This window comes from Agrobacterium sp. ICMP 6402 (assembly GCF_009498615.1).
GTDB lineage: Bacteria > Pseudomonadota > Alphaproteobacteria > Rhizobiales > Rhizobiaceae > Agrobacterium > Agrobacterium burrii.
In genome coordinates, this window is the sequence record NZ_QSNV01000001.1 from 131199 (window position 1) to 143563 (window position 12365).

Annotated in this window: 11 protein-coding genes; 6 read left to right on the forward strand and 5 right to left on the reverse strand. The window is 59.4% G+C overall.

The window, feature by feature from the left end; genetic code table 11:
- Nucleotides 1-94 precede the first annotated feature (94 nt).
- Together DXT96_RS00665 and DXT96_RS00670 are read right to left on the reverse strand one after the other, a co-directional pair.
- Nucleotides 95-1381: an FAD-binding oxidoreductase gene (locus DXT96_RS00665; protein ID WP_153513195.1), complete on the reverse strand. Its 1287-nt coding sequence runs from the start codon at nucleotides 1379-1381 to the stop codon at nucleotides 95-97.
- 12 nt (nucleotides 1382-1393) lie between these two features.
- Entirely contained in the window at nucleotides 1394-2830 is a 1437-nt protein-coding gene (locus tag DXT96_RS00670) for a glutamine synthetase family protein (protein ID WP_149898599.1), read from the reverse strand.
- A 123-nt stretch (nucleotides 2831-2953) separates the two neighbouring features.
- Here DXT96_RS00670 and DXT96_RS00675 point away from each other — a divergent pair, with 123 nt between their 5' ends.
- Entirely contained in the window at nucleotides 2954-4138 is a 1185-nt protein-coding gene (locus DXT96_RS00675; RefSeq protein ID WP_153513196.1) for an NAD(P)/FAD-dependent oxidoreductase, read from the forward strand.
- 113 nt (nucleotides 4139-4251) lie between these two features.
- Here DXT96_RS00675 and DXT96_RS00680 read toward each other — a convergent pair whose 3' ends face one another.
- Nucleotides 4252-4698 (reverse strand): hypothetical protein, encoded by a 447-nt coding sequence (locus DXT96_RS00680; protein WP_246670513.1) that lies wholly within the window; start codon nucleotides 4696-4698, stop codon nucleotides 4252-4254.
- Between DXT96_RS00680 and DXT96_RS00685 the strand changes: the two genes are divergently transcribed.
- The gene (locus DXT96_RS00685; RefSeq protein WP_153513197.1) at nucleotides 4685-5557 is read left to right on the forward strand and encodes a LysR family transcriptional regulator; all 873 of its coding nucleotides are present in this window, start codon (nucleotides 4685-4687) and stop codon (nucleotides 5555-5557) included. The genes DXT96_RS00680 and DXT96_RS00685 overlap by 14 nt on opposite strands.
- A gap of 6 nt (nucleotides 5558-5563) precedes the next feature.
- On the opposite strand, the gene DXT96_RS00690 is transcribed toward DXT96_RS00685, so the two are convergent.
- Together DXT96_RS00690 and aceA are read right to left on the reverse strand one after the other, a co-directional pair.
- Nucleotides 5564-5821 carry a hypothetical protein gene (locus tag DXT96_RS00690; RefSeq protein ID WP_003515151.1) on the reverse strand — a complete coding sequence of 86 codons (258 nt, stop codon included), beginning with the start codon at nucleotides 5819-5821 and terminating at the stop codon, nucleotides 5564-5566.
- Nucleotides 5822-5905: 84 nt separating this feature from the next.
- Nucleotides 5906-7195: an isocitrate lyase gene (gene aceA, locus DXT96_RS00695; RefSeq protein ID WP_153513198.1), complete on the reverse strand. Its 1290-nt coding sequence runs from the start codon at nucleotides 7193-7195 to the stop codon at nucleotides 5906-5908.
- A 254-nt stretch (nucleotides 7196-7449) separates the two neighbouring features.
- Between aceA and DXT96_RS00700 the strand changes: the two genes are divergently transcribed.
- From DXT96_RS00700 to DXT96_RS00715, 4 genes are all read left to right on the forward strand, one after another.
- Entirely contained in the window at nucleotides 7450-8865 is a 1416-nt protein-coding gene (locus DXT96_RS00700) for a short-chain fatty acyl-CoA regulator family protein (RefSeq protein WP_371418757.1), read from the forward strand.
- 151 nt (nucleotides 8866-9016) lie between these two features.
- Nucleotides 9017-10114: a polyamine ABC transporter substrate-binding protein gene (locus DXT96_RS00705; RefSeq protein ID WP_153513199.1), complete on the forward strand. Its 1098-nt coding sequence runs from the start codon at nucleotides 9017-9019 to the stop codon at nucleotides 10112-10114.
- A 172-nt stretch (nucleotides 10115-10286) separates the two neighbouring features.
- The gene (locus tag DXT96_RS00710) at nucleotides 10287-11444 is read left to right on the forward strand and encodes an ABC transporter ATP-binding protein (protein ID WP_153513200.1); all 1158 of its coding nucleotides are present in this window, start codon (nucleotides 10287-10289) and stop codon (nucleotides 11442-11444) included.
- A gap of 11 nt (nucleotides 11445-11455) precedes the next feature.
- Nucleotides 11456-12364, forward strand: coding sequence for an ABC transporter permease subunit (locus tag DXT96_RS00715; RefSeq protein WP_153513201.1), 909 nt, complete (start codon nucleotides 11456-11458; stop codon nucleotides 12362-12364).
- The last annotated feature ends 1 nt before the right edge of the window (nucleotide 12365 follow it).

Genomic DNA, 12365 nt, shown 5'->3' on the forward strand with positions numbered 1-12365 from the left:
AATCGATTTAAAAATGCCAGACTCAGTTATGTGAAATTATGAATTTTGGCTTTTTTCGCCCGTTCTGTTTCGGTAACCGGCTGTAAACATTATCCTAAAACCTGTCCCGCAATGCGTACCATGACAATGCCAGAAAAAGCAGCGGCGCACGAAGAGATGCCCCGCCGGGGAAGGACGGCACCTTCAGACGCGCGAAGGGCGCCAGCATGTCCTGTCTGCCGAGAACGAGATCGGCATAGAGCTTGCCGCAATAATTCGACAGCATCACCCCATGGCCGGAATAACCGCCGATGGAGGTGACGCCCGGCATGACTTCGCGCACGAACACTTGCCGCGGCAGGGTGATGCCGACGGAGCCGCCCCAGGAATGGGTGATGTCGATATCCTTCAGCGCGGGATAGATTTCAGCGATTTGTCTGCGAATATGACTGGAAATGTCACGCGGCGTATCGGCGGTATAGGCCTCGCGTCCGCCGAACAGCAGCCGGTTGTCGGCCGTCTTGCGGAAGTATCGCACCACGAAACGCGAATCCGCTACGGCTTCCTTGCCGGGAATAATGTCGGGAAAAGCGTCGAGCGGCGCTGTCGCACCGATGAAGGAGCGGATCGGCATAATATGGGCGGCCGTCACCGGTTCCAGATTGCCGATATAGGCATTGGTCGCAATCAGCACCTTTGTCGCGGTAAGCGTGCCGAAGGGCGTTTCGATGATGGTCTTGCCACCGGATTGGTGGATGGAATTCGCCGGTGTCATTTCGTAAATGCCGGCACCCGCAGCTTTCGCCGCCTTTGCCAACCCGACCAGCAGCTTCAGCGGATGGATATGGCCGGTGCCGGTATCACGCGTGCCGCCAAAATAATGGGTGGAGCCAACGCATTTGCGCGCTTCGCCGCGTTCCATGTAGGAAATATGCGGGTAGCCGTAGCGATTGTTCATCGCATCGGCGCTTTTGCGGTAATCGTCCTCATAAGCGGCCTTGTGCGCCACATAGAGCTGCCCCGGCAGATATTCCATGTCGATGCCGCGATTGCTCGCGAAGTCGCGCACGTAGTTTTTGGCATCCTCGGCAATGTCGAACAGCACCTTGGATTGCTCGAAGCCGATCTGTTCTTCCATCTCGTCGGGAAACGAGCGTTGGCCGGTGCCGAACTGGCCGCCGTTGCGGCCCGACGCGCCATCGCCGAAACGATGCGCCTCTATGAGGGCGACCGAGACGCCGTTTTCGGCGAGGTTACACGCGGCTTGAAGGCCGGTATAACCGCCGCCGATGATCGCGACATCCACCTGTTTCGAGCCGTCGAGCGCGGAATAGTCCGGCCGCTCGCCGACGCTTGCCTGATACCAGGAAATTCCGGGCGCAATCGGGCTTTGCCATGTCATGCTCGGGCTACCTCACACGTTGAGAAGCAGGAATTCCCGCTCCCACGGGCTGATAACCTGCATGAAGGTTTCGAACTCCCCGCGTTTCAGGCCGGCGTAAAGGCCGACGAATTCATGGCCGAACACCCGGTCGAACTGCTCTTCGCCTTCCAGCAGCGCCACGGCCTCCAAAAGCCCGCGCGGCAGGTCGATGGAACCTTCGTTGGCCGTCTCGGCGGTCGGTTCGGTCGGTTCGATATTGTTGACGATGCCAAGCCAGCCGCAGCCAAGCGACGCAGCAAGCGCGAGATACGGATTGGCGTCGGAACTCGGCAGGCGGTTTTCGACGCGCCGCGCCTGCGGGCTGGAAATCGGCACCCGGAAGGCGGTCGTGCGATTATCGTAGCCCCAGGCATTGTTGACCGGGCAGGCCATGTCGGGCGTCAGGCGGCGATAGGAATTCACGTAAGGCGCGAGCATGACCAGTGCGTTGGGAACGTAACGCTGCATGCCGCCCACGAAGGAGAAGAACTCCTTGGAGGGGCCGCCATCCTTGTTCGAGAAAATATTGCGGCCGCTATCGATCTCCACCACCGACTGGTGGATATGCATGGCCGAACCCGGCTGTCCCTGCATCGGCTTGGCCATGAAGGTGGCGTAGATACCGTGCTTCAGCGCCGCCTCGCGGATGGTGCGCTTGAACAGGAAAACCTGGTCGGCAAGCTCGATCGGGTCACCGTGGCGCAGGTTGATTTCCAGCTGCGCCGGGCCTTCCTCGTGGATCAGCGTGTCGATCTCGAGGCCCTGTTTTTCCGAGAAATGATAGATGTCGTCGATCAACTCGTCGAACTCGTTGATGCCGGCGATGGAATAACTCTGCCCGCCGACGATGGAGCGGCCTGAACGGCCCTTCGGCGGATGCAGCGGATAATCCGGGTCGTCGTTGACCGCGACGAGGTAAAATTCGATTTCCGGCGCCACGACCGGCTTCCAGCCCTTTTCGGTATAAAGCGAAACCACATTCTTGAGCACGTTGCGCGGCGTGTAGGGAACGGAATTGCCCTCGGCATCCACCACGTCGCAGATCACCTGCGCGGTCGGGTCGCTCTCCCACGGCACGACGGACAGCGTGGACAGATCAGGCACAAGCTTCAGGTCGCTGTCGCGCGGCTCATAGCGGAAATTCGCGGTCTCATCGGGATATTCGCCTGAGATCGTATGGCGGTAGAGCGCAGACGGCAGGGCAAGCGATGTATCGCCCGTGAACTTCGCCGTCGGCATCATCTTGCCGCGCGCCACGCCGGCAAGGTCGGGGGTGATGCATTCTATATCCTCGATCCCGCGTGCTCTCAGCCATTGCGCGGCTTCGCGCCAGGTGGAAACGCCACGGGTGGAGGAAAGGTCGAGGGGAGGTGTCTTTGCCATGGTTGCCTGTTTCTTCGGGCGGAGCATGGTTTTCTTCGGGGGCATGTATCACCGGGTCTGTGTTTCGACTGGCGCCATCATAACCGTAGTTTGGCAATTGGCGAGGGGGAAAGCGCCATTGACAATGGGCGGCACTTCGAAAAGAGGAAAGGAAACGGATCGGATGGAATGATGACAGAGAAATGTGACGTGCTGATTTTGGGGGCGGGCGCCGCCGGCATGATGTGCGCCATCCGCGCCGGCCAGCGCGGCCGCTCCGTCATCATTCTCGACCACGCGAAAGCGCCGGGCGAAAAGATCCGCATCTCCGGCGGCGGCCGCTGCAATTTTACCAATATCCATGCCGGGCCGAAGAACTACCTCTCCGCCAACCCGCATTTCGCCAAATCCGCGCTCGCCCGCTACACGCCGCGCGATTTCATCGCGCTGGTGGAAAAACACCGTATTGCCTGGCACGAAAAAACACTCGGCCAACTGTTCTGCGATGACAGCGCCAAGGATATTATCCGCATGCTGCTTGGCGAAATGCAGGCGGTGAATGCGAAGCTGGGGCTCGAAACGTCGGTTTCGGCGGTCGCCCGTGATGGCGGGCGTTTTCGCGTAACGACTTCTGGCGGCGTCATCGAGGCGGAAAGCTTAGTCGTTGCGACGGGCGGCAAGTCGATCCCGAAAATGGGGGCGACGGGTTTTGCCTATCAGATCGCCGAGCAATTTGGTTTGGCCCTCATCGAGACACGTCCTGGCCTCGTGCCGCTGACGCTCGATCCTGCTGCACTCGAAAAGCTGAGCCCGCTTGCCGGTGTCGCCGTTCCAGCCGAAATTTCCCACGGCAAGACGGCTTTCAACGAAGCATTGCTATTCACCCATCGTGGTTTGAGCGGCCCGTCGATCCTGCAAATCTCCTCCTATTGGCGCGAGGGCGATACGATCCGCCTGAAACTGGAGCCGGGGCGGGATATCGTCGCACTGCTGAAAGAGGCCAAACAGAAGAACGGCCGCCAGTCGGCCCAGACCGCCCTTGCGGAAATCCTGCCGAAACGGCTTGCCCAGCATGTGGTCGAACAATCCGGCCTGACCGGCAATCTCGCCGATATGTCCGAAAAGGCTCTTACAAAGCTGGCCGCACAGGTGCAGGACTGGCAGATCAAGCCTGCCGGTTCGGAAGGTTATCGCACGGCGGAAGTTACGCTTGGCGGCGTGGACACCACTGGCCTCGATTCCCGCAGCATGGCGGCGAAATCGATGGCCAACCTCTATTTCATCGGTGAATGTGTTGATGTGACCGGCTGGCTGGGTGGTTATAATTTCCAGTGGGCCTGGGCATCGGGGCAGGCGGCGGGCGAATTTGCCTGAAACCACGCCCTGTTAACATCTTGTTAATGGGCGCGGAGTCATCCTGATAGAATGCCAGCAAAGCCGGGTCATCCAATGATCCCGCTGCACATGATGTCCTGCTGGAGAGGCTCTTAACAGGGCATGGGTCGGTTGAGTTTTTCGTCAGGAGCCCGCGCATGAACAGATCTGCACATCGCCGCCCTCGCGCCATTGCCATCGCCCGCGCTGAAAGCGAGAGCCGGCAGGTGGCCCTTCGCCTGAGCGTTATCGCAGCCGGCGCTATCGCCACCCTGATCGCTTTCTTTTACTGACCGACCGCTCTTCGCCCTCATCATGCTGATCAGCGCGCTGAAAAGCCGCCACAGCCGTGATGCCTGCGCCATGTCGGTATAAAATTTCTCTTCCTGCTGAATGGCCTCGCGCCGCGTGCGCGGCTGCTGGTTTTCGATGATGGCCCGGGCTGCAAAAATCGCATGCATATCACTCTCCTCGTAATGCGGAGGGCCATGATGCGCGCCGTTTTTTGATTTATCTGCGCAAGAAAATGCGCTACGTTTTTCACCAATGAAAAACGTCACTTGGGATTCCTACCAGCTTTTCCTCGATGTGTCACGCGGCGGCGGCTTGACGGGTGCTGCCGCCGTGACGGGTTTGAGCCCCGCAACCGTGGGACGCCGCATGGTCGAGCTCGAAGAACGCGTCGGCAAGGCCCTGTTCCAGCGCAGCCAGGCTGGATATGCGCTGACAGCGGATGGCCATGTGCTGTTCGACCGGCTGCAGGCGATGGAGAGTGCGGCGAAGGATATCGAAGGGTGGCAGAAGGCGTCATCGGCATCTTCTGTCGTGCGTATTGCCGTCGGCACCTGGAATGCTTGGCTGCTGACCGGAAATTTTTCCGCCATCTGCACGGATCGCGATGATTTCCGCATCGATCTTTTTATTGCCGAACAGAGGGCGTCTCTGGCCCATCGCGAAAACGATATTGGCATCCGCGCTTTCGAACCGCAGGAAAAGAACCTGGCCGCCATCAAGACGGGGGAGGTGGCCTATGCGCCCTACAGGCTGCGCAACGCCGCCACTTCCGTTGCTGACCGTTGGCTGGCGGTGGCGGAGGAAAGCGCGATTTCCACCTATTTGCGCTGGCCGCATGAAAACCGGCAGAATGATATTGTGGTAACGGTGAACCGGCCGACGGCGCTGCTCGATCTGACACTGGCCGGGGCAGGGGTTGCCGTGCTTCCCTGTTTCGTCGGCGATGCCGATGCGCGGCTGATGCGTGAGGGCGGCGAGATCGAACCGCTTCGCCACAATCAGTGGATCGTGATGAACAATGACGATCGCCACCGCCGCGATATCAGGACGGTGGCGGACCGGATGACCCGTCTCATCAAGGGACATTCCGATTTATATGCCGGGCGCAAGAGCCGCCCGGCTTGAAGCATTTCAGGCTGCGGCACTTCCCTGCGCGACGATGACCGGGATCAGCAGATCGCCCCAGTTGCCGCCGCCACCGTGATGGCGGGCCGAGCGGACCAGTTCGACGGAAACGCCGGCCTCGACGGCTTTCATGACGGCCTGGTTGAGGCGGTGCAGATCATTGGCCAGCATGCGGATGGCGACCTGCTGATCCTGCGTCATGGCGGATGACTGCTCCTCGGCGCGTTCCTTAACATGGGTCTTGATGGGGTTATGGGCATTCATGGCATTTCTCCTCTCATTATTGGTTGGGGTTCTTGATGCGATTTGCAAGCCCTTCCCGGCGACGGGAAGGGCATTTAGGGAGCTTTATTCCGCCGCGGGGCGGAACTGGTCGTGCTCGGTGGATTCCTTCATGGCGGTGGTCGAGGACATGCCGCCAGAGATCGCCACGGACACGGCGTCGAAATAGCCGGTGCCGACTTCGCGCTGATGTTTGGTGGCGGTGTAACCGTTCACCTCAGCTGCGAATTCCGCTTCCTGAAGCTCGGAATAGGCCGCCATCTGCCGGTCCTTGTAACCGCGCGCCAGTTCGAACATGCCGAAATTCAGCTGGTGGAAACCGGCAAGCGTGATGAACTGGAACTTGTAGCCCATCGCGCCCAGTTCGCGCTGGAACTTGGCGATCGTCGCGTCGTCGAGGTTCTTTTTCCAGTTGAACGACGGCGAGCAATTGTAAGCGAGTTTCTTGCCGGGATGCACCTTGTGCACGCCTTCCGCAAACCTGCGCGCCTGTTCGAGATCCGGCTTTGATGTCTCGCACCAGATGAGATCGCAATAGGGCGCATAGGCCACCGCGCGGGCAATGCAGGGTTCGAGACCGTTCTTGACCTGATAGAAGCCCTCGACGGTGCGGCCGGCATCGTAATCCACGAAAGGCTGGTCGCGCTCGTCGATATCTGAGGTCAGAAGCTTGGCGGCCTCCGCATCCGTGCGGGCGATGACCAGCGTCGGTACACCCATGACATCAGCCGCAAGCCGCGCCGCCGTCAGGTTGCGGATATGCGCCGCCGTCGGGATCAGAACCTTGCCGCCGAGATGGCCGCATTTCTTTTCCGATGCCAGCTGGTCCTCATAGTGAACACCCGCCGCACCCGCTTCGATAAAGGCCTTCATGATCTCGAAAGCGTTGAGCGGACCGCCGAAACCGGCCTCCGCATCGGCAACGATAGGCGCGAACCAGGTATCGACCGAAAGGCCCTTGCCTTCCGCCGTCTCGATCTGGTCGGCACGCTGCAAAGTGCGGTTGATGCGCTTGGCAAGCTCCGGCGCGGCATTGGCTGGATAAAGCGACTGATCCGGATACATCGCAGACGCCGTATTGGCGTCTGCCGCAACCTGCCAGCCGGAAAGATAGATCGCCTTCAGCCCGGCGCGAACCATCTGCATGGCCTGATTGCCGGAAAGCGCGCCGAGCGCATTGACGAAACTCTCCTCGTTGATCAGCTTCCACAGCCGGTTAGCACCCATTTCGGCCAGCGAATGACGGATTTCGACGGAGCCGCGCAGCCGCTCCACGTCGGCGGCGTTGTAGGTACGCTCGATGCCGTCAAAACGCCCCTGTGGTGCACCCGGAACAAGTTTGTAAAAATCCGTCATACTTCTCTCTCCCATGACAAGTGTAGTTTCGGAAGCGGCCTGTCATCAACATCGTGAAGCGCCGTTCGATGTGACTACATTTACATTTTTGGAGATTTAAGCGCCAGAAGAAACATAAAAACAGTGACTTGAAAGAGGTTATCCTGTAGGATGCATGACAGGGTAGCGCTGTAAAATTGTAAATTTTGTAAAAGCGATGCTCTAGCGAGTTTGTAACAGACTTGTATGAGTTGACGGGATGGAGGGGTGACACTGTGTCGGAAAACAAGATTTTTGCCGGCCCGCGCGTGCGCCGCATTCGCAACGGTCTGGGGCTGACGCAAACCGCCATGGCCGAGGCGCTGGCGATCTCGCCCTCCTATCTCAATCTCATCGAGCGCAACCAGCGGCCGCTCACCGTGCAGCTGCTGCTGAAGCTTGCCTCGGTTTACAAGGTCGATCTTGATGACCTGCAGGGAGAGGGCGCCGGATCCGCCGGGCAATTGCGCGAGGTTTTTGCCGATCCGCTGCTTTCGGGCGAGGTGCCGTCGCCGCAGGAACTGATCGAGGTTGCCGATGCCGCGCCCAATGCGGCGAGCGGCGTCCTCAAGCTCTACAGGGCCTACCGGGAGCAGGCGCAGCGCCTTTCCGACCTGTCGGATCTTCTGGCGCGGGAGGGGCATGAGACCGCGCTCTCCTCCACCCGCCTGCCGATCGACGAGGTACGGCATGTCTTTGAAAACCGGCCGGCCTATTTCCATGCCATCGATGCGGCGGCGGAAGACCTCCATAAACAATTGTCGTCAGGCGACGACCTCGCCTCCGGTCTGCGCGCATGGCTGCAGAAAAACCACGGCATCGTGGCCAGAACCCTGCCGGTGCACGCCATGCCCAATCTGCGGCGGCGTTACGATCGCCATTCCATGCGGCTGTTTTTATCCGAGCGCCTGTCGCAGCCGGATCAGATCAGGGAAATGGCGATGGAGACCTGTCTTCTGGCGCTTCGCGAAGAGATTGGCGGGGAACTGGAGGCGCTGAGCCTGAAAGGCGAGGAGGCGCGGCGCATCGCCCGTTTCGAACTGGCACGATATGCCGCCCATGCCTTGATGATGCCCTATGGTGCATTCCTTGCCGCCGCCCAGCGCGCAAAATATGACCTCGATGTTTTGCGGTCGCGCTTCAATGTGTCGTTCGAACAGGCCGCTAGCCGGCTCGTCAGCCTGCAACGGTCGACAGCCGCGGCAATCCCGTTTTTCCTGATGGAGATCGACAATGCCGGCAACCGGTTCCGCCTTGCGGGTGCCGGCGGTTTTCCGAGGGCGCGGTTCGGCGGCCTCTGTCCGCGGCTCAATATCCATGCGGCTTTCGCCCAGCCGGGGCAAGTGCTGGTGGAAGCGGTGGAAATGCCTGACGGTGACGCCTTCCTGACGGTTTCGCGCACGCTGGAAGGCCCACAGGCCGGGTTTGGCGAAAGGGTAAGGCGCACGGCCATGCTTCTAGGTTGCGATCTCAATCAGGCTGGAGAGACGGTTTATGGCCCCGCTGCTTCGGGCGCGCCACCCGTCGCCGTCGGCCCCTCGTGCCGTCTCTGCGAAAGACAGGGCTGCCTGTCGCGCGCCGAAGCGCCGCTGACACGGCCGCTGGGGCTCGATGAAATGGTCACCGGTCTCAGTGTTTTCGACTTCCAGTAGGTGTTTCCATTCGCTTTTTTGTGACCGGAACACATTTGGTTGAAAATGCTGTGCTGCACATTTCCCGCTTGCTCCCTTTTGTTTTCCTTTCTAGTCTCGCTAAAAAAGGGGATCACGCTTCCGTCGTGAGGATGCGTTAACAGGAGACATCATGAAAAACCGTTCTCTCCGCCTGACCTTGGCTCTCACCACCGCGCTCGTTGCAGCAGGCTCGGCAATGGCCCAGGAGAAGGTCGTCCACGTCTATAACTGGTCGGATTATATCGACGAATCAGTGCTTGCCGATTTCACCAAGGAAACCGGCATCAAGGTTGTCTATGACGTGTTCGACAGCAACGAACTCGTGGAAACCAAGCTTCTGGCCGGCAGCTCCGGTTATGACGTCGTGGTGCCTACCGGCCCCTTCCTCGCCCGCCAGATCAATGCCGGCGTGTTCCAGAAGCTCGACAAGTCCAAGTTGCCGAATCTGAAGAACATGTGGCCTGAAGTCTCCGAGCGTCTGGCGAAATACGACCCCGGCAACGAATATGCCGTCAACTACATGTGGGGCACCACAGGCATCGGTTATAACGTCGCCAAGGTGAAGGCCGCTCTCGGCGATGTTCCCGTCGATAGCTGGGATATTCTCTTCAAGCCGGAAAATGCCGAAAAGCTGAAATCCTGCGGCATCAATATTCTCGATGCGTCGGACGAGACCTTCGCGATTGCCATGAACTATCTCGGCAAGAACCCGGACAGCAAGGAAACGGCCGATCTGGAAGCCGGCGGCGAGGTCTACAAGAAGATCCGTCCCTCTGTGAAGACGTTTAATTCCTCCGCCTATATCGATGAGCTGGCGAATGGCGATAGCTGCATCACCATCGGCTGGTCGGGCGATATCCTGCAGGCGAAGAGCCGCGCCGAGGAAGCCAAGAACGGCGTCGAAGTGAACTACATCATCCCGAAGGAAGGCACCTATATGTGGTTCGACAACCTTGCCATCCCCGCGGATGCCAAGAATGTCGAGGAAGCGCATGCCTTCATCAACTTTCTGATGCGGCCGGAAGTCATCGCCAAGGCGTCGAACTATGTTCAATACGCCAATGGCAACCTCGCCTCGCAGGCGTTGATGGACGAGTCGGTCGCCAAGAACCCCGCTGTCTATCCCGATGCCGAAACGATGAAGAAGCTCTTCACCATCTCGCCTTATGGACCGAAGGAACAGCGTGTTTTGAACCGCGTCTGGACGCAGATAAAGACTGGCAGCTGACACCGCAGCCCGCTGGTTGAGGAACGGCCGGCGGGCCTGTTTCTCTGATGCTTTTGCCGGCAGGTCACGTTACCTGCCGGTGCTGCCCGCCCCAGGCATCCGACCGAAAATAGATGCGGTTTTCGGTCCGATGCTCAAATCGACAAGACCAACGGGATTTGAGGTAGGGTGCATGGCGAAAACTCTGGGGCCGGTCAAACGTAAATTCAGCCCGTGGGACAACCCCGATGCGGTGCCCTTCATCCGCTTTGAAAACGTCACCAAGCGTTTCGGCGATTTCGTCGCCGTCAACAATCTGACGCTTGATATTTACGAGCGCGAGTTCTTTTCGCTGCTCGGTCCCTCCGGCTGCGGCAAGACCACGCTGATGCGGATGCTGGCCGGTTTCGAGGAGCCGACCGAGGGCCGCATCCTGCTGCAGGGCAAGGATATTTCCGGCGTGCCGCCCTATAAGCGCCCGACGAATATGATGTTCCAGTCCTATGCGCTTTTCCCGCATATGTCGGTGGAAAAGAACATCGCCTTCGGGCTGGAGCAGGACGGCCTGCCGAAGGCAGAAATATCTTCCCGCGTCGAGGAAATGTTGCGGCTCGTCAAGCTAACGGAATTCGCCAAACGCAAGCCGAGCCAGCTTTCTGGCGGCCAGAGACAGCGCGTGGCGCTCGCCCGATCGCTTGCCAAGCGACCGAAGGTGCTGCTTCTGGACGAACCGCTCGGCGCGCTCGACAAGAAGCTGCGCGAAGAAACCCAATTCGAGCTGATGGACATCCAGACCAATCTCGGCCTCACCTTCCTCATCGTCACGCACGATCAGGAAGAGGCGATGACGGTATCGGATCGCATTGCGGTCATGGACAAGGGCAACGTCGTGCAGGTGGCGACGCCGGCCGAGATTTACGAGGCGCCGAACACGCGCTACGTCGCTGACTTCATCGGCGACATCAATATTTTCGACGCCAATGTCGTCGCCAACGCCTCAGACCTCGGCAAGCCGGGTCTGGTGACGCTCGATTGCGACGGGTTGAAGGTGACGGTGGAGCAGGAATGCGCCGCTGCGAACGGCAGTCAGGTGGCTTATGCCATCCGCCCGGAAAAGGTCCGCATCTCGCTCGACCAGCCCGCCGACATTGCCGTCAATTCCGCCTATGGCGAGGTTTGGGATATCGGTTATCTCGGTGACTTTTCGGTGTTCATCGTCAAGCTTGCCGATGGCCGTGTCCTACGCGCCGCGCAGGCCAACGTCTCTCGTCTCGTCGATCGCCCGATCACCTTCGGCGATATGGTGTGGCTTAACTGGAAACCGGATTCAGGTCTTGTCCTGACACGCTGAGGGAGGCTTTCATGGCGATCACAACTCCCGAAAACCGGCAAAGCCCCTGGCGCTGGCTGGTCGTTGCGGTTCCCTATTTCTGGCTGCTGCTGTTCTTCGCAGCGCCGTTTTTCATCATCTTTAAGATCTCGCTGTCGGATACGGCCATATCCATGCCGCCCTATACGCCGGTCTTCGAAGGATTTTCGAAGCTCGGCGCGTTCTTCTCGCAGCTGGATTTCGAGAATTACCTGTTCCTGACGGAAGACCCGCTCTACATCGACGCCTACCTGTCGTCGCTGCGTATCGCCTTCATCTCCACTTGCCTACTGCTGCTCATCGGTTATCCCATGGCGCTGGCCATGGCGCGCGCCCCTTCAGCGGTGCGGCCGACACTGGTGATGCTGGTGATCCTGCCGTTCTGGACCTCGTTCCTCATCCGCGTTTACGCCTGGATCGGCATTCTGAAGCCCGAGGGACTGCTGACGGTGCTGTTCCAATGGCTCGGGTTTCTCGGCCCCGACCAGCAGGTCAACATTTTCCGCACCGAGACGGCGATCTTCATCGGCATCGTTTATTCCTATCTGCCCTTCATGGTACTGCCGCTTTATTCGGCGCTGGAAAAGCTGGATAACACGCTTTTGGAAGCGGCCGCCGATCTCGGCTGCCCGCCATGGAAGGCCTTCTGGAAGATTACCTTCCCGCTGTCCCTGCCGGGTGTCGTCGCTGGTGCGATGATCTGCTTCATCCCGATAACAGGCGAATTCGTCATTCCCGATCTGCTCGGCGGCGCGCAGACATTGATGATTGGCAAAACGCTCTGGACGGAATTTTTCGGTAATCGCGACTGGCCATTGGCATCCGCCGTGGCCGTGCTGCTGCTGCTGTTGCTGGTGGTGCCCATCGCCATCTTCCAGAACCAGCAGAAGAAGGTGGGATGAG